Consider the following 16,309-nt stretch of genomic DNA (forward strand, 5'->3'; position numbering starts at 1 on the left):
TATAAAACCCAGGTGTATCTGAAAAATTAGTCTGCGATATATTTTAAACAAGGATTTCAAGCATTGAAAATTCATAAATTATCGTATTTTTGACTTCCAATTAAAAAAGGCAGATGTTAGAGAAATTACAAATTGTAAAGCAACGTTTTGATGAGGTGAGTGATTTAATCATTCAACCAGATATTATTTCAGATCAAAAACGTTATGTAGAGCTGAATAGAGAGTATAAAGATTTACGTATCCTAATGGATAAGCGTGAAGAATATATAGAGTGCACGAATAATTTAGCTGAAGCTGAAGAGATTATAGCTGATGGAAGTGATGCTGAAATGGTTGAAATGGCCAAGTTGCAATATGATGAAGCTAAGGAAGGACTTGCACGATTAGAAGAAGAAATAAAAGTATTATTGATACCTAAAGACCCTGAAGATTCTAAAAATGCGGTTGTGGAATTACGTGCTGGAACCGGTGGTGATGAAGCAAGTATTTTTGCAGGTGATTTGTTTAGAATGTACACGAAGTACTGTGAAGGTAGAGGTTGGAAAGTTGATACTGTAGATTTTAGTGAAGGGACTAATGGTGGATTTAAAGAAATTCAGTTTGAGGTTAGTGGAGAGGATGTTTACGGAACTTTAAAATTTGAAGCTGGTGTACACCGTGTACAACGTGTGCCACAAACCGAAACTCAAGGGCGTGTACATACCAGTGCAGCGACTGTAATGGTGTTCCCTGAGGCTGAAGAGTTTGATGTAGAAATTAACCCTAAAGATGTTCGTATTGATTATTTCTGTTCATCAGGACCAGGAGGTCAGTCGGTAAACACCACGTATTCTGCGGTGCGTTTAACTCACGTACCTACAGGTTTAGTAGCGCAATGTCAAGATCAAAAATCTCAGCATAAAAATAAAGAGAAAGCCTTTAAAGTATTACGTTCGCGTTTGTACGATTTAGAGTTAGCCAAAAAGATGGAAGAAGATGCGGCTTTACGTGGTACCATGGTAACTAGTGGAGATAGAAGTGCTAAGATTAGAACTTATAACTATTCTCAAGGTCGTGTAACAGATCATAGAATTGGTTTAACACTTTACGATTTATCAAACATTGTGAATGGTGATATCCAAAAAATTATTGATGAGTTGCAATTAGCTGAAAACACTGAAAAGTTAAAAGCTAGTAACGATCAAATCTAGTATTACTAGAAACACTGCGAAACTTCGTAAAATAGTTATTCAATACATACAATGACAACAAATCAGCTTGTAGAAGAAATCAAGAAAAAGAAATCCTTTCTATGTATCGGATTGGATGTTGATTTAAATAAAATTCCGAAACATCTTTTAAAAGAGGAGGACCCTATTTTTGCATTTAACAAAGCGATTATAGATGCGACACACCATTTATGTGTGGCCTATAAGCCAAATACGGCCTTTTACGAGGCTTATGGTTTAAAAGGATGGCAAGCTTTAGAGAAGACTATTAATTATCTCAACGAAAATCATCCCGAAATTTTCACGATTGCTGATGCAAAACGTGGTGATATAGGAAATACAAGTACGATGTATGCTAAAGCCTTTTTTGAAGATTTGGCATTCGATTCAGTGACTGTGGCGCCATATATGGGAAAAGATTCTGTAGAACCTTTTTTAGCTTTTGAAAATAAACACACCATACTTTTAGCTTTAACGTCTAATCAAGGGGCTTTCGATTTTCAAACGAAAACCATAGAGGGTAAAGAAGTTTATAAGCAGGTGTTGGAGACTTCAAAAACTTGGACCAATTCTGAAAACTTAATGTATGTGGTTGGAGCCACAAAAGCAGAATATTTAGCTGACATTAGAAAGATCATTCCAAATAGGTTTTTATTAGTACCTGGAGTAGGCGCTCAAGGCGGAAACTTACAAGATGTTTGTAAATACGGAATGAATGAATCTGTTGGCTTATTAATCAATTCTTCGCGAGGTATTATTTACGCGTCTACGGATGCTACTTTCGCTCAGGAGGCGGCTCAAAAGGCAGAAAAGCTTCAACAAGAAATGGCTGAGGTTTTAAATGCAGCATCATTATAAAATGATGTCATGCAAATTATAGATCAACTTCAACGTGTCATTCAACTAGAAAAAACGCCAAAACGCATTGTGTCTTTAGTGCCAAGTCAAACCGAATTGCTTTGTGATTTAGGTTTGAAGGATGCTTTAGTAGGGGTAACTAAGTTTTGCGTGCACCCAAGTACAATAAGAAAGGAAGTTAAAGTTGTTGGTGGAACAAAGCAAGCTTATATAGATAAAATAAAGGCGCTTAAGCCAGATGTCATTCTGTGTAATAAGGAAGAGAATACTAAAGAGCTTGTGGAAGCCTGCGCTTTAGTTTGCTCGGTGCATGTTTCTGATATTTATAATTTAGAAGACAGTTTAGAACTTATAAAGCAGTATGGCGAAATGTTTTCTTGTTCTGAAACGGCGTCATTTATCATTGAAAAAATTTCAAGTGAATTTGAAAATTTTCAAGATTTTATAAGGCCTGAGCTCATAATAAAAGTGGCTTATTTTATTTGGAAAAAGCCATGGATGGTTGCAGCCAATAATACCTTAATAAATTATTTACTAGAAGTGAATAAATTTGAAAATGTGTTTGGGCACAAAGACAGATATCCAGAAATAGAGTTTTCAAGTTCTGGAATTATTGCAAATGCAGATTTAATTTTGTTATCTTCTGAACCTTTCCCTTTTAAAGAAACTCATAAAAAGGAGGTACAAGAAATTTTCACCAAAGCTACAATAGAGCTTGTAGATGGCGAAATGTTCTCCTGGTATGGTTCAAGACTTATGATGGCGTTTCAGTATTTTAAAACGCTCCGTTTAAATCTTCAGAGTATTCCACTTTAGTAGTGTCTTCTACAAAGTTTGCAATTCTATTTTCTAATTGTTTTAAGCTGATTAATTTGTTCAAATTAGGCTTAATTTTTCCTACGCGACAAAAATGAGGGTTCATAACGTTTATTTTTTAAGTTTATACAAAATACGTGAAAATGACTGATTTAGATGTTTTTAAATAGTTAATAAATGGATAAAATAAAATTATATCCTACAGTAGCTCAGTTGATTCGTACTTAAATAATTTAAGCGGTTTAATTCATTAAGTAGTTTGATGGCTTTGAATTCTAAAATATCACTCAAGGCAGCATCTATTTGACTAAAATTATAAGCCTGCTCCATGAGTTTTTTGTATTTACGGATTAGTAAATTTTGCTGTGATTTTATATATGAGGTATTCATAATGTTAAATTATTATTTACAAATTAATATACTGGCGAATTTAACGCCTAGTATGTTTTAAAGTAGTTAAATAAATGGTAAAAAAATATTAGATGATAGACTGCTTCTGTTCTCGGTATAAATATTTTAACCTGTTTAGCTTGTTTAGCAGTTTAATCGCGCGATATTCCGAAATATCACTTAATGCAGAATCTGTTTGTCGGAAATTATACGCCTGCTCAACAAGAGATTTATAATCTCTGTAGAGTTTATCCTGTTGAAGTTTTATGGCGTCAAATCGATTCATTGTTGTGTATTGATTAACAAGTAGTTAAATATACATTTTTTTTGTTTAAAATGTAAATGAGATGAAGAAAAATTTATTTTTTTTAACTAGTACCAATTATGATTTAAAAGGCACCCTAAATAATTTGGAATATGAGTTTAATAGAAACAAATTATAGGGCTCATTTTAGGTTATAATTGGTAAAAAATATTAATGCATAAAAAGAGGCTGTCTAAAAAGTAAGTTTACCGTCAACCTGAATTCATTTCAGGTTCTCATAATGATTGATTTTCAATATGATGAGATTCTGAAATAAATTCAGAATGACGAATTTTAACACTTTTTAGACAGCCTCCTTAAAATATTAGCAGCTATATTTTTAGTCTTGTAAAGCAAAAACTTGTTTTAACAAATCGGTTGTTCTAGAGCTGTATTGTGTTCTTATTTCTTTTTCTTCCACTTCAATCATGGTGTAAACGCCTTTTAAGGCTTCACCGGTCACATAGTCGGTTAGATCAGGGTTAACATCATCTGTAAATGGAATACTGTTGTATTTTGTTATTAAATTTGACCAAACTTTGTCTGCACCAACTTTACTAAATGAATTTTTAATAACTGGATTAAACTTGCTGTAAAGTGAGCTTTCAGTTTTTGACTCTAAATATTGTGTAGCGGCATTATCACTTCCTGTTAGTATGCTTTTAGCGTCGTTAAATGTAATGTCTTTCACAGCATCTACAAAAATAGGAGTAGCTTCCTTAACAGCATCTTCAGCGGCTCGGTTTAATGCTTTTAAGCCTTCATCGGCTAAACTTCCTAATCCTATTTTTCTTAGACCATCATCGACTTTCTGTAATTCTGGTGGTAAAAGTATTTTCACCATACTATTACCATAAAAACCATCAGTCTGCGTGAGTTTAGAAACTTGCTTTTCTATCCCTAAGTCTAAGGCTTGTCTTAATCCAGCGGCGATATCGGCGTTTCCAATGGCATTTATTCCAGTAGACCCTGTTTGTGTTTGAGTGGTCTGTGGTATTTGATTTGCAACATGTTGTAATTCCGCGCAAGCGCTAAGGTTAAATAATAAGGTAAGAGCTATTAATTTACGTATCATGGGGTCTTTTAATTTTAAGAGATTATTTTATTAATTAGGTAAAAATGACTGTTTTGTTGTTATAAACCATAACTTTTCTGTTCGCATGCAGTTTCACGGCGTTAGCCAAAACGACTTTTTCTAAATCACGGCCTTTCGCGATTAAATCGGAAATAGCATGCGTATGGCTCACACGAGTAACATCTTGTTCAATTATTGGACCTGCATCGAGTTCTTCAGTGACATAATGACTGGTAGCTCCTATAATTTTAACGCCGCGCTTATAGGCTGAATGGTAGGGTTTTGCACCCACGAAAGCTGGTAAAAAGGAATGGTGAATATTAATGATTTTGTTAGGGTACTTGCTTATCATGTTATCTGAAATGATTTGCATGTAGCGCGCAAGCACAATAAAGTCCACTTTATGCGCCTCTAACAACTCCAATTGTTTGTTTTCAGCTTCTTTTTTGGTGTCTTTCGTTACAGGAATATGATAAAAGGGAATGTTGAAGTTTTTGGCGATATGTTCTAAATCACGGTGATTACTTATTATAAACGGAATTTCTAAATTCAATTCCCCGGAGTTATACCGTCCTAATAAGTCGTATAAACAATGGTCGTATTTTGAAATAAACAGTGCCATTTTAGGCTTCTTTTCTGAAGAATAAATACGCCACTTCATTTTGAAAGTTTCCGCTAATTCTGTTTTGAAACAAGCTTTAAAATCGGTTGTAATAAACGATTCCGCCTCAAATTCACTTTCCAAACGCATAAAAAAGATGTCTTGTTCGCGATCAACATATTGATCGATATAAACAATATTCCCACCTTTGTTCGCGATAAAATTTGTAATAGAAGCAATAATGTTTGGTTTGTCCTTACAATGTATGAGTATGGTTATTTTTGTCATTTGAATTTTAAGCTTTAATACGTTCAAAATTAGCTTAAAAAAATAAAAGACTAAACTTAGAATCTAGTTTTAGATAATATCAAGTAAATGGTTGGATTTTTTGATTATTTCGTAAATTGCCGGACTTAATTAAGAGAATCTTTACGAATGAGTCAGCAAGCAATTTATAAGCCAAAACATAAAATTAGAATCGTTACCGCAGCATCCCTTTTTGATGGGCATGATGCTTCCATAAATGTGATGCGTCGTATCATTCAAGCTACTGGTGTTGAGGTGATTCACCTAGGGCACGATAGGAGTGTAGATGAGGTAGTAAATACGGCCATTCAGGAAGATGTGAATGCCATTTGTTTAACCTCTTACCAAGGCGGGCATAATGAATACTTTAAATATATGTTCGACCTTTTAAAAGAAAGAGGTGCTGAACATATTAAGATCTTTGGCGGCGGAGGCGGTGTGATTCTCCCTTCGGAAATTAAGGAGTTGATGGATTATGGCATTTCACGTATTTATTCTCCTGATGATGGACGTGAAATGGGACTCCAAGGTATGATTAACGATTTGGTTGAACAATCGGATTTTGCTATAGGTGATCAGTTAGAGGTGTCATTAGAAAATCTTCAAAATAAATCATCAAAAGATATTGCACGAGTTATTTCTTCAGCTGAAAACTTTCCTGAAGTTGCTAAAGCTACCTTATCTGAAATTCATGAAAAAAATAAAGATTCAAAAACACCTGTACTCGGAATTACAGGAACAGGAGGTGCTGGAAAATCGAGTTTGGTAGATGAGCTAGTAAGACGTTTTTTACTAGATTTTCCAGAGAAAACGGTTGGGATTATTTCTGTAGACCCTTCCAAAAGAAAAACAGGTGGCGCGTTACTTGGTGATAGAATACGAATGAATGCCGTTAATAATGACCGTGTGTATATGCGTAGTTTGGCCACACGTCAATCTAACTTGGCCCTTTCTAAACATGTTAATGAAGCTGTTGAAGTTTTAAAAGCTGCCCAGTATGACTTAATTATTTTAGAAACTTCTGGAATCGGACAATCAGATACTGAGATTATTGAACATTCTGATGTGTCTCTTTATGTAATGACTCCAGAATTTGGGGCTGCAACCCAACTCGAGAAAATAGATATGCTTGATTTTGCCGATTTGGTAGCTATAAATAAGTTTGATAAACGTGGCGCTTTAGATGCTTTACGTGATGTGAAAAAGCAGTATATGCGCAACAATTTGCTTTGGGATGTGCCACAGGATAAACTTCCTGTTTTTGGAACCATTGCTTCGCAGTTTAATGATCCAGGTATGAATACGCTATATAAAGCGATTATTACCAAGTTGGTTGAAAAGGTTTCAGCAGATTTGGACTCTAAAATGATGGCTTCCGGAGAAGAAAGTGAAAAGATTTTTGTGATACCGCCAGCTCGAACACGTTACCTTTCTGAAATTGCTGAAAATAATAGAGCATATGATAAGAAGGCCGATGAACAAGTTGATATCGCTCAAAAACTATACGGTATTTTCAAAACCATTTGTACGGTTGTCAATGTTTCTAAAAAGGAGGAAGAACTTAATTTTATTGGAAAATTAGGATTAGATGAAGGCGCTATTTTAGAAAGTTCTCAAGACGACAATAAAGATTTTGTAAATCTGCTTATAGCAGAATTTGATCGCATAAAAATGAACCTCGATCCTTATAACTGGGAGATTCTAACAGGCTGGAATGATAAAGTCAATAAATATAAAAACCCAATTTATAGCTTTAAGGTCAGAGATCGCGAAATTAAAATAGAAACCCACACCGAATCTTTATCGCATACACAAATCCCTAAAGTGGCTTTCCCAAAATATCAAGCTTGGGGAGATGTATTGAGATGGTGTTTACAAGAAAATGTGCCTGGTGAATTTCCGTTTACCTCAGGTTTGTATCCTTTTAAAAGAAAAGGGGAAGACCCTGCGCGTATGTTTGCAGGAGAAGGGAGTCCAGAACGTACCAATAAACGTTTTCATTATGTGAGTCAGGGTATGCCTGCTAAACGATTGTCCACAGCTTTTGATAGTGTCACCCTTTACGGAAATGACCCCGATATCAGACCAGATATTTATGGTAAAATTGGTAATGCTGGAGTTTCTATTTGCTGTTTAGACGATGCTAAAAAGTTATATTCAGGTTTTAATTTGGCTCATGAACTCACCTCGGTGAGTATGACTATTAATGGTCCTGCGCCGATGCTGCTAGGCTATTTTATGAATGCGGCTATCGATCAGCAATGTGAAATATACATCAAAGAAAATGGTTTGGAAAAAGAGGTGGAATCCAAAATTTCTAAATTTTATAAAGATAAAGTACGTCCTAAGTACAACGGAAACCTCCCTGAAGGTAATGATGGTTTAGGACTCATGTTGCTTGGAGTTACCGGTGATCAAGTGTTACCAGAAGCTGTTTATCAAGATATAAAAGTTAAAACCATTGCACAAGTTCGAGGAACTGTACAAGCCGATATTTTAAAGGAAGATCAAGCACAGAATACCTGTATTTTTTCCACAGAATTTGCTTTGCGTCTTATGGGTGATGTTCAGGAGTATTTTATTCAGAATAATGTGAGAAACTTTTATTCGGTGTCTATTTCTGGTTATCATATTGCTGAAGCTGGAGCCAATCCAATTACACAACTAGCACTGACCTTATCTAATGGTTTCACTTACGTTGAGTATTATTTGAGCCGTGGGATGGATATTAATAAATTTGGACCAAATTTATCATTCTTCTTTTCAAATGGTGTCGATCCAGAATATGCAGTTATCGGTAGAGTAGCACGAAAAATTTGGGCTAAAGCCATGAAGCATAAATATGGTGCTAATGCTAGAGCGCAAATGCTTAAATATCATATTCAGACCTCTGGACGTAGTTTACACGCTCAGGAAATTGATTTTAATGACATTCGTACCACTTTACAAGCCTTGTATGCTATTTATGATAATTGCAATTCATTACACACCAATGCTTATGATGAAGCGATTACAACACCAACAGAGGAATCTGTACGCCGTGCTATGGCGATTCAGCTTATCATTAATAAAGAATTAGGACTTGCTAAAAATGAAAACCCAATTCAGGGGTCCTTTATTATTGAAGAGTTAACCGATTTAGTTGAAGAAGCTGTTTTAGTCGAATTTGACAGAATTAACGAACGTGGTGGTGTTTTAGGTGCTATGGAAACGATGTATCAACGAAGTAAAATACAAGAAGAAAGTTTGTATTATGAAACCTTAAAACACAACGGAGATTTCCCAATAATTGGTGTGAATACTTTTTTAAGTAGTAAAGGATCGCCAACGGTTTTACCTGTGGAAGTGATTCGTGCCACAGAAGAAGAAAAACAAAATCAAATAAAAACTTTAGAAAACCTGCAGCAAGCACATGATACTTCAGGTTTACTGAAAGATCTACAGGAAAAAGCAGTCCACAATGAAAATATATTTGAAGCCTTAATGGAAGTTTGTAAACTGTGTTCTTTAGGTGAAATTACTAATGCCTTGTTTAAAGTAGGGGGGCAGTATAGAAGGAATATGTAAGCGGTTTTAAGTTTAATATTATTGTTTTTTTTACATAATAAAAACAAGTAACCCCCTCTTATTGTCAGATTGAGTACAGTCTAAATATCATCAGTTTTGATACTGAAACGCTGTCAATCTTGTTGGAATTATATTTCACTATCCATCAAAAATAAAAAATCCTCAAGAATCTTAGTTCTTGAGGATTTTTTGTAGACTTCCAAGTTATTTGGTTAAACCGAAAATTCTACAAGGTTAACATCCAGTGGTTCTGAAGTTTTTTAAACTTTTTTAATTCACTTCTTAATATAGGTAAAAAGTCTTTTCCGTTACTATTTGATCGTTCTAAACGGTATGAGTTTTTATAAAGCTTATTGGTGAGTTTTCTTAAGGATTCAATATGCTTATGTTTGCTATCAGAATGTCTTTGCATTTCTGCATTAAGAATTTCTGGTGCTAAAGAATTAGATTGTTGAATTATATCTCCAGAGAAATAAATGTGCTGATCTTCGCTACCATCTTGATTTAGAGAAGATAAGTCACTTGCTAAATACGAGGAAATGCTTTGTGAGAGTATGAAAATCTCTAAAGCTTTCTGATAAATAGGTAATTCCGATAGATTTAGTGGGGTATTAGAAGACATAATTATTTTTTCCAAATATTTACTCAAAATTACTCACAAGCAACGAGATTTCACTTTAATTATTAAGGTGATTTAGTATATTTGCTTTAATAATTAATTTAATTTGGTTAAAATTCATTAAAATGGTTGTTGATACACTTAATCGTAAAATTTTGAAATGTTTACAGCAAAATGCAAGGCTCTCAAATGCCGAAATTGGGAGGCAAGTTGGCATCAGTTCTCCAGCTGTTTCTGAGCGCATAAAAAAGATGGAAGATTTGGGTATTATTGAAGGTTATAAAACCATAGTCTCTCCCTTTGAAATTGGATATCAACTAAAAGCTATTATTACATTAAGAGCCTTTATGGGAAAGCTTCGTCCGTTTTTAGAAAAAGTTAAAACTTACGATGAGGTGATTAATTGCTACCGTATTACAGGTGATGAAAATATTGTGATGGAGGTGGTTTTACAAAATCAAAAGCACCTTGAAACTTTTATCGATCAGCTTATTACCTATGGAGAATCAAAAACGCAAATCGTTTTATCAAACGTGGTGAAGCAAAAGGAAGTAATACCTATTAAGTAAATAGAACTTAGTGCGATTTCTAAGAGGTAAGCAAACAGTTTTTTATATGAAGTTTTACAGAGTACTTCTGAGCACTTTTTTTAGTCGTAAATGTTCTCGACTCCGCTCGAACACCAGTAAAATAGCTCTTTTATAACGGTCTTCGAGCGGAGTCGAGAAGGGAATATTTATAGGTGACGGTTATATTTTTATTTTTTTCGAGTACTCAATCTGATAGTCATTTCAACTTCCATGGTGGATCCTTTCTATTTTCGCCTGCATAATATAAAATAATTTGATTGCCATCAGGATCTTCTAAGTGTGCCTCACGCCATAACCAAGGCATATCAGTAGGTAATTGATTAAAAAGGATGCCTTTGTTTTGAAGTATTTCAACATAATTATCTAAATCTACTTCTTCAAAATAGATGGTAACACCGCAACCTTGTGGTAGGGCTTCAACTTCATGGATAGAAAATGTGGCATCGCCTTGCGGACAAACAAAACGGGCATACCTAGAATGTGAAAACACGATGAGTTCTAATCCTAAGGTTTTATAAAACGCTACTGACTTTTCTACATCTAAAGCAGGTACTGTCACTTGGTTCAGATTCATAACATTTAGAATTGAAGTTCATCAAGGTGTTTAGTGATAAGTTTGGCATGAATCCTTGAGTTTTCTATAAACCATTTGTGGGTTTCTTTTCCTCCACAAACCACACCTGCCAGATAAAGGCCTTCAACATTAGATTCCATAGTTTCAGAATCGTACTGCGGAATACTTCTTTCATCTTCGGAAAGCAGAACACCACTGTTTTCTAACAATTCAAAATTTGGTAAATAACCTGTTAGAGCAACGACAAAATCATTAGGAAGGTTTACATAACCGTTTTCCGTATTAATTATGACTTCATCGGGTTTTATAGCTTCAATTTTTGCATTGAAATAGGCTTTGATACTGCCTTCTTCAATACGGTTTACTATATCTGGACGTACCCAGTATTTGACACGGTCTCCAATTTGTGCACCTCGAATTACCATAGTCACACGACCACCTTTACGCCAAATCTCTAGGGCTGCATCAACTGCAGAGTTACTTGCGCCTACAACAACCACGTTTTGCAAAGCATAATTATGTGCTTCCTTATAATAGTGACTCACTTTATCTAAGTTTTCGCCTGGAACATTCAGTAATTTCGGAATGTCGTAAAACCCTGTGCTGACAATCACTTTTTTAGCAGTGTACTTGGCTTTGTTGGTTCTGATATGGAATGTTTCTGAAGATTTTTCAATATCCAAAACAGTTTCAAACAAGTGCATGTTTAACTGGTTTGAGGTGGTTACGCGTCGGTAATATTCCAAAGCCTCGTCTCTGTTAGGTTTCGGATTATTACTTATAAACGGAATCTCATTAATTTCAAGTTTTTCAGAAGTAGAAAAGAAGGTCATGTTCTTTGGGTAATTGAATAGCGAATTTGTTAACGCGCCTTTTTCGATAACCAAATAATTCCAATTTCTTTTTTTACATTCTAGAGCACAGGCAATGCCAATAGGGCCGCCTCCAATAATAAGGATGTCAAACACTTCTTCTTTCAGCATGTCACTTTTCTTTTTGCAATGTTTTGAATCATCAAAGCTATCCAAAACATTTGAAAATTGTATTTTTAAAGCTAAAAATAACAATTATAAATATAGATTCTACACGTTTATGAGAATAGCAATTATACTCTTTTTTGTTTTATTGACTTCTTTTGGATGCCAAGAAAAAAAGCGCAGCATAAAAGGAGATACCCTTTATCAAAGACAGCAAAACGCCGATTTTAAAGATGCTTCTAAATCGCCATTAAAACCAAAGGATTTAAAAAATTTTGAGGGTTTAGATTTTTTTAAGCCAGATTCAACTTATGTTGTTAAAGCTTTTTTAGAGCGAAGCAAAGACACGGTTTGGTTTAAAATGAAAACGACTACAGATCGCGTTTCAGAAGAACGTGTTTTTGGAGTTTTGTCTTTTGAATTAAAAGGACAAACGTATCAATTAAATATCTATCAGGGGAAAGACCTAATAACTGAAGACGGTTTTGAAGGTTATTTGTTTTTACCGTTTTTAGACGAAACAAATGGTGTTGAAACTTACGGTGGCGGTCGTTATATAGATGCTAAAATACCAAAAGGAGATAGCTTGATTATTGATTTTAATAAAGCGTATAATCCTTATTGTGCCTATAATGAAGCTTATTCTTGTCCTGTTGTACCGCGTGAGAATTATTTAAAGACTAGAGTTGAAGCAGGAGTAAAGGCTTTTAAAAAACACTAAAAACTTTTAGCTAAATACATACCAAAAAACACTAATAAAAAGCCTCCAGATTTTAAAAACACGTGATTTTCGTAAATAAAGGTAGAGAAAGTAGTAAAACCACCACAAAAACCAGTAGCTAATAATAGCGTGTGATTATGGTTTATAGCATTATGTTTTGCCGCCAATCCAAGGATGATACCAATTAAAAAACTGCCTAAAATGTTAGCTGAAAACGTGCCGTAAGGAATTCCTGTTTCAATGCTGTTAAAGTGTTTTCCTATCAGAAATCGTAAAACGCTACCAAATCCACCACCAATAAATACAAGTAACAGGTTTTTCATATTTTATTTTACAGCTATGTAAATCTCGGTAACCCAAAGCGCAGGATTATCAGTTTCACTAGGGTCGGTAAGGTAAGTTTCTAACATCGGACCATTTTCAGCGAACTCTAAGCCTTTATTAGGAATATAATTCATGGCTGTATCCCAGGCTTCTTTTAAATTACTGTAATCGCCTTTTAATGTTGTTTTTACAGCTTTAAAAGCTTCTAATTGTCCTGTTAAGATATCAATATCTGTAGTAATCACTTTTTCAGTAGTTGGAATGCAGCATGAAAAAATAGCAGCATTATTTTCATCATCCCATTTTAGGTAATGGATAAAAGGTGCACCAGCCATTTTGATATTGTTTTTAATAGCGTATTCATGAATTTTAGGCATCATGATTTGCATTTTTCGTGGTATATCTGAAATTTTACAAGATGTGGTATTGTAAATATAGTAACCTCCACCATGTTCTGTGATGCCGTTTACAGTCACGCTGTATTTCTTCATATCTGTGGTCACCACGCTATCCAGTTTAAATAATCCTCGTTCAAAATCAGGTGCTGAGTTTTCTTCAATAGATCCCGAAAAAGTGGTGTACATTTTGGTCATAAAATCCTGTTTTCCATGCATAGCCCAAGTTACTTTGGTACCTTCCTCCGTAGGTTCAAAAGTCCAATCGATGTTTGATTTCGATTTAAAAGGCTCGAAGAATTCAATAGATTGTGAAATCGATTCGTTTTCATTAACCGAAAGAGTTGTCATTTTTCCCTCTCCTAAAATTTCACCTTGCCAAGCGTACCCCGCGTTGACTCCTGAGGTTTTATCCTGGTAAGTTAAATTAGCATCTGGTTCGGCTTCCATCCATGGTGAAAAACTTGGCCAGTTTTTATAATCATTGACCTTATCGTATAAAATAGATGCGGGTGCTTTAATAATTCTACTTCTTTGAAAGCTAAATTCATTAGGTTGTACAGCGATGTACATAGCCGTCCCTATAAAAATAATGAGTAAAAGAAATAAAATATATTTAAGTGCTTTCATGAAGTAGTATTAATAGTTTTTCTTAATCAAATATACTCATTTTAGTTTTTTGATTAAAAAATCTTTTTTTAAGTTTAATTTGCTTTTAAATTGATGAATATTTTAATTTTTGACATGTACTAAAAACAATTTTTTATACGCACCGTTTAATTGATTTGTAAACCCTGTTTTAGTAGCAGAGAAAAATGATCAAGGTGAAATTACTGAAATAAAAGTAACACAACCAGAAAGTTTTGATGCTCAAATGTTAAATTACAGTAAAAATTATAGTTTCCTTCCTGAGGTAAATTAGACTTATAAAATGAGTGTAAATAAAAAAACAGAACCTGCTTCAAGGTTCTGTTTTTTTATTTACACTAAAAATTAATAAAATAATATTAATTACAATAAGCGCACTTAAAATTAATATAATAGTCATCTTTTAGGGTTTATGGTGGTTTAGTTGGAAGATGCCAGATTAGTAAAATGGTTGCGTCTAAAGTATCATTTTTTTTAAAAATAGGTTAATTTTATATGAATTTATCGATAAAATACGGGTTTTATAGCTATTTGAAGAAGAATTTTATAGCTGAAATAAGCGCAATAAAGCCAATAAAAGCGATAAGCATCCAGTAACTTCCCTTATAGAACCGTTGATGTAATTTAAAATCTTTTCTATACGTGAAGGCAATAATTATAGAAAAAACGATAAAGAATAAAACTCCGAAAATGATTTGGCCGTTACTAAACATATGATATTTTTATGCAAATTTAATGAATTAGAAACCAATTTTCTAGTTTAACTCTAAACCAAATCACAACATGAAAAATAAAATTGAAGCCGTAAAAGCCTTTCACACGGCATTTAAAATAGGACACTTAGAGTCGCCCAAAGCGGATTTAGGAATTGCAAAAAACACACTGCGATTCAACTTAATGAAAGAGGAAAATGAAGAATATCTCGAAGCGGCTAATAGCAATGATTTGGTTGAGGTTGCCGATGCACTTGGTGATATGCTCTATATTTTATGCGGAACCATTATAGAGCACGGTATGCAGCACAAAATAGAAGAAGTTTTTGAAGAAATTCAACGAAGTAATATGAGTAAATTAGGTGAAGGTGGTGAACCGATTTACCGAGAAGATGGTAAAGTGCTTAAAGGTCCAAATTATTTTAAACCAGATATTAAAGCTATTTTAAGCAAGTAGGTTTTACATTCTAATACCTTTATTATAAAGCAAAAAAAAAGGTCAGTTTTTTTGAAACTGACCTTTTAAAATTCTATTTTACCTCATAACGCCACCCAAAAGGATCTTCGGCTTTATTGGTTTGAATATCGGTAATGCGTTTTTTCAAGAAACTCGCATAGGTATCATCTATTTTAGGAATGTCATAATCTTCATTCTTATAACCAAACCCAGAAATAGGAGAAATAACTGCAGCAGTTCCAGCTCCAAACATTTCTTTTAAAGAACCGTCTTTTGCAGCTTCAACAACTTCAGCAACCGTAAGTTTTCTAACTTCAACAGGAATATTTTCAGATTCAGCTAACTGAATAATACTTTTACGGGTAATCCCATCAAGAATTCTATCACTTGTAGGACCAGTAATTAAAGTATCGTTGATACGAACAAAAATGTTCATAGCTCCAGCTTCTTCAATATACTCGTGGGTATTGTCATCAGTCCAGATCACTTGTTGGTAACCTTTTTCAACAGCTAATTGTGTTGGGTAAAACTGTCCAGCATAATTACCACCAGCTTTAGCAAAACCTACACCGCCATTGGCAGAACGTGAATATTTTTCTTCAATTAAAACCTTTACATCTCCAGCAAAGTACGACCCAGAAGGCGCTGTACAAATGATGAATTTATACTCATCGGCAGGTGAGGCGTGGAAACCATTTCCAGAAGCAAAAACAAAAGGTCTTATATATAATGAACTTCCTTCGTTAGTGGGAATCCAGTCTTTATCAACTTCTAGTAACGCTTTTAAACCATCCATGAAATAATTTTCTGGAAGTTCAGGGATCGCTAAACGTTTAGATGAAATATTAATACGTTTGAAATTATCTAATGGGCGAAATAACCAGACTTTGTTATCGGCATCTTTATAAGCTTTCATGCCTTCAAAGACAGATTGTCCGTAATGGAAAATTTTAGCAGAAGGGTCTAAAGTAATACCCTGATAAGGAACCACTTTAGGGGCTTGCCATTTACCGTCTTTAAAGTTACATTCTAGCATGTGGTCAGAAAAAACATGTCCGAATTTTAAATTGTCAAAATCTACATCATTAATTTTTGTAGTTTCTGATTTTATAATCTCGATATCGTTGATTATAGCACTCATAGTCTCGTATTTTTATAAGGCAAAT

At 34.2% G+C, this 16,309-nt stretch carries 17 protein-coding genes; 7 read left to right on the plus strand and 10 right to left on the minus strand.

Translation table 11 applies throughout. The annotated features are described in order from the left end of the window. The first annotated feature begins 113 nt into the window (after nucleotides 1-113). The 3 genes from prfA to F6U93_RS12320 are packed head-to-tail and all read left to right on the plus strand — an operon-like array spanning nucleotide 114 to nucleotide 2,882. Nucleotides 114-1,190 (plus strand): peptide chain release factor 1, encoded by a 1,077-nt coding sequence (gene prfA / locus F6U93_RS12310; RefSeq protein ID WP_150940243.1) that lies wholly within the window; start codon nucleotides 114-116, stop codon nucleotides 1,188-1,190. 51 nt (nucleotides 1,191-1,241) lie between these two features. Next, complete coding sequence (gene pyrF, locus F6U93_RS12315) at nucleotides 1,242-2,066, plus strand: orotidine-5'-phosphate decarboxylase (protein ID WP_150940245.1); 825 nt, start codon at nucleotides 1,242-1,244, stop codon at nucleotides 2,064-2,066. A gap of 9 nt (nucleotides 2,067-2,075) precedes the next feature. Next, entirely contained in the window at nucleotides 2,076-2,882 is an 807-nt protein-coding gene (locus F6U93_RS12320) for a helical backbone metal receptor (protein WP_150940247.1), read from the plus strand. Nucleotides 2,883-3,074: 192 nt separating this feature from the next. Here F6U93_RS12320 and F6U93_RS12325 read toward each other — a convergent pair whose 3' ends face one another. The 4 genes from F6U93_RS12325 to purU form a co-directional block, all read right to left on the minus strand. After that, nucleotides 3,075-3,272 carry a Lacal_2735 family protein gene (locus F6U93_RS12325; protein WP_150940249.1) on the minus strand — a complete coding sequence of 66 codons (198 nt, stop codon included), beginning with the start codon at nucleotides 3,270-3,272 and terminating at the stop codon, nucleotides 3,075-3,077. Between the two features lie 88 nt (nucleotides 3,273-3,360). Next, the gene (locus F6U93_RS12330) at nucleotides 3,361-3,558 is read right to left on the minus strand and encodes a Lacal_2735 family protein (protein WP_150940251.1); all 198 of its coding nucleotides are present in this window, start codon (nucleotides 3,556-3,558) and stop codon (nucleotides 3,361-3,363) included. A 358-nt stretch (nucleotides 3,559-3,916) separates the two neighbouring features. After that, complete coding sequence (locus F6U93_RS12335) at nucleotides 3,917-4,651, minus strand: DUF4197 domain-containing protein (protein ID WP_150940254.1); 735 nt, start codon at nucleotides 4,649-4,651, stop codon at nucleotides 3,917-3,919. 34 nt (nucleotides 4,652-4,685) lie between these two features. After that, nucleotides 4,686-5,540 carry a formyltetrahydrofolate deformylase gene (gene purU, locus F6U93_RS12340; protein ID WP_150940256.1) on the minus strand — a complete coding sequence of 285 codons (855 nt, stop codon included), beginning with the start codon at nucleotides 5,538-5,540 and terminating at the stop codon, nucleotides 4,686-4,688. A 147-nt stretch (nucleotides 5,541-5,687) separates the two neighbouring features. Between purU and F6U93_RS12345 the strand changes: the two genes are divergently transcribed. Further along, nucleotides 5,688-9,125: a methylmalonyl-CoA mutase family protein gene (locus F6U93_RS12345; RefSeq protein ID WP_150940258.1), complete on the plus strand. Its 3,438-nt coding sequence runs from the start codon at nucleotides 5,688-5,690 to the stop codon at nucleotides 9,123-9,125. Nucleotides 9,126-9,351: 226 nt separating this feature from the next. Here F6U93_RS12345 and F6U93_RS12350 read toward each other — a convergent pair whose 3' ends face one another. After that, nucleotides 9,352-9,747 (minus strand): hypothetical protein, encoded by a 396-nt coding sequence (locus F6U93_RS12350; RefSeq protein ID WP_150940260.1) that lies wholly within the window; start codon nucleotides 9,745-9,747, stop codon nucleotides 9,352-9,354. A gap of 122 nt (nucleotides 9,748-9,869) precedes the next feature. Here F6U93_RS12350 and F6U93_RS12355 point away from each other — a divergent pair, with 122 nt between their 5' ends. After that, the gene (locus F6U93_RS12355) at nucleotides 9,870-10,313 is read left to right on the plus strand and encodes an Lrp/AsnC family transcriptional regulator (RefSeq protein WP_150940262.1); all 444 of its coding nucleotides are present in this window, start codon (nucleotides 9,870-9,872) and stop codon (nucleotides 10,311-10,313) included. A gap of 217 nt (nucleotides 10,314-10,530) precedes the next feature. On the opposite strand, the gene F6U93_RS12360 is transcribed toward F6U93_RS12355, so the two are convergent. After that, nucleotides 10,531-10,908 carry a VOC family protein gene (locus F6U93_RS12360; RefSeq protein WP_150940264.1) on the minus strand — a complete coding sequence of 126 codons (378 nt, stop codon included), beginning with the start codon at nucleotides 10,906-10,908 and terminating at the stop codon, nucleotides 10,531-10,533. Nucleotides 10,909-10,913: 5 nt separating this feature from the next. Beyond that, nucleotides 10,914-11,891, minus strand: a complete 978-nt coding sequence (locus F6U93_RS12365; protein ID WP_150940266.1) for a YpdA family putative bacillithiol disulfide reductase — start codon at nucleotides 11,889-11,891, stop codon at nucleotides 10,914-10,916. 109 nt (nucleotides 11,892-12,000) lie between these two features. Here F6U93_RS12365 and F6U93_RS12370 point away from each other — a divergent pair, with 109 nt between their 5' ends. Then, nucleotides 12,001-12,606, plus strand: a complete 606-nt coding sequence (locus F6U93_RS12370) for a DUF1684 domain-containing protein (protein ID WP_150940268.1) — start codon at nucleotides 12,001-12,003, stop codon at nucleotides 12,604-12,606. Here F6U93_RS12370 and crcB read toward each other — a convergent pair. Together crcB and F6U93_RS12380 are read right to left on the minus strand one after the other, a co-directional pair. Continuing rightward, the gene (gene crcB / locus F6U93_RS12375) at nucleotides 12,603-12,929 is read right to left on the minus strand and encodes a fluoride efflux transporter CrcB (protein WP_150940270.1); all 327 of its coding nucleotides are present in this window, start codon (nucleotides 12,927-12,929) and stop codon (nucleotides 12,603-12,605) included. The two genes, F6U93_RS12370 and crcB, sit on opposite strands and share 4 nt — an antisense overlap. Before the next feature lie 3 nt (nucleotides 12,930-12,932). Continuing rightward, entirely contained in the window at nucleotides 12,933-13,955 is a 1,023-nt protein-coding gene (locus F6U93_RS12380) for an SRPBCC family protein (RefSeq protein ID WP_150940272.1), read from the minus strand. 801 nt (nucleotides 13,956-14,756) lie between these two features. Here F6U93_RS12380 and F6U93_RS12390 point away from each other — a divergent pair. Continuing rightward, complete coding sequence (locus F6U93_RS12390) at nucleotides 14,757-15,143, plus strand: pyrophosphohydrolase domain-containing protein (protein ID WP_150940276.1); 387 nt, start codon at nucleotides 14,757-14,759, stop codon at nucleotides 15,141-15,143. A 73-nt stretch (nucleotides 15,144-15,216) separates the two neighbouring features. On the opposite strand, the gene F6U93_RS12395 is transcribed toward F6U93_RS12390, so the two are convergent. After that, complete coding sequence (locus F6U93_RS12395; protein ID WP_150940278.1) at nucleotides 15,217-16,284, minus strand: branched-chain amino acid aminotransferase; 1,068 nt, start codon at nucleotides 16,282-16,284, stop codon at nucleotides 15,217-15,219. Nucleotides 16,285-16,309 lie beyond the last annotated feature (25 nt).

Source organism: Pseudotamlana haliotis (assembly GCF_008806375.1).
GTDB lineage: Bacteria > Bacteroidota > Bacteroidia > Flavobacteriales > Flavobacteriaceae > Pseudotamlana > Pseudotamlana haliotis.

What these genes read in the sequence shown, in the direction of transcription:
- prfA (WP_150940243.1), top strand. Translation starts at nt 114, where the DNA reads ATGTTAGAGAAATTACAAATTGTAAAGCAACGTTTTGATGAGGTGAGT.
- pyrF (WP_150940245.1), top strand. Translation starts at nt 1,242, where the DNA reads ATGACAACAAATCAGCTTGTAGAAGAAATCAAGAAAAAGAAATCCTTT.
- F6U93_RS12320 (WP_150940247.1), top strand. Translation starts at nt 2,076, where the DNA reads ATGCAAATTATAGATCAACTTCAACGTGTCATTCAACTAGAAAAAACG.
- F6U93_RS12325 (WP_150940249.1), bottom strand. Translation starts at nt 3,272, where the DNA reads ATGAATACCTCATATATAAAATCACAGCAAAATTTACTAATCCGTAAA.
- F6U93_RS12330 (WP_150940251.1), bottom strand. Translation starts at nt 3,558, where the DNA reads ATGAATCGATTTGACGCCATAAAACTTCAACAGGATAAACTCTACAGA.
- F6U93_RS12335 (WP_150940254.1), bottom strand. Translation starts at nt 4,651, where the DNA reads ATGATACGTAAATTAATAGCTCTTACCTTATTATTTAACCTTAGCGCT.
- purU (WP_150940256.1), bottom strand. Translation starts at nt 5,540, where the DNA reads ATGACAAAAATAACCATACTCATACATTGTAAGGACAAACCAAACATT.
- F6U93_RS12345 (WP_150940258.1), top strand. Translation starts at nt 5,688, where the DNA reads ATGAGTCAGCAAGCAATTTATAAGCCAAAACATAAAATTAGAATCGTT.
- F6U93_RS12350 (WP_150940260.1), bottom strand. Translation starts at nt 9,747, where the DNA reads ATGTCTTCTAATACCCCACTAAATCTATCGGAATTACCTATTTATCAG.
- F6U93_RS12355 (WP_150940262.1), top strand. Translation starts at nt 9,870, where the DNA reads ATGGTTGTTGATACACTTAATCGTAAAATTTTGAAATGTTTACAGCAA.
- F6U93_RS12360 (WP_150940264.1), bottom strand. Translation starts at nt 10,908, where the DNA reads ATGAATCTGAACCAAGTGACAGTACCTGCTTTAGATGTAGAAAAGTCA.
- F6U93_RS12365 (WP_150940266.1), bottom strand. Translation starts at nt 11,891, where the DNA reads ATGCTGAAAGAAGAAGTGTTTGACATCCTTATTATTGGAGGCGGCCCT.
- F6U93_RS12370 (WP_150940268.1), top strand. Translation starts at nt 12,001, where the DNA reads ATGAGAATAGCAATTATACTCTTTTTTGTTTTATTGACTTCTTTTGGA.
- crcB (WP_150940270.1), bottom strand. Translation starts at nt 12,929, where the DNA reads ATGAAAAACCTGTTACTTGTATTTATTGGTGGTGGATTTGGTAGCGTT.
- F6U93_RS12380 (WP_150940272.1), bottom strand. Translation starts at nt 13,955, where the DNA reads ATGAAAGCACTTAAATATATTTTATTTCTTTTACTCATTATTTTTATA.
- F6U93_RS12390 (WP_150940276.1), top strand. Translation starts at nt 14,757, where the DNA reads ATGAAAAATAAAATTGAAGCCGTAAAAGCCTTTCACACGGCATTTAAA.
- F6U93_RS12395 (WP_150940278.1), bottom strand. Translation starts at nt 16,284, where the DNA reads ATGAGTGCTATAATCAACGATATCGAGATTATAAAATCAGAAACTACA.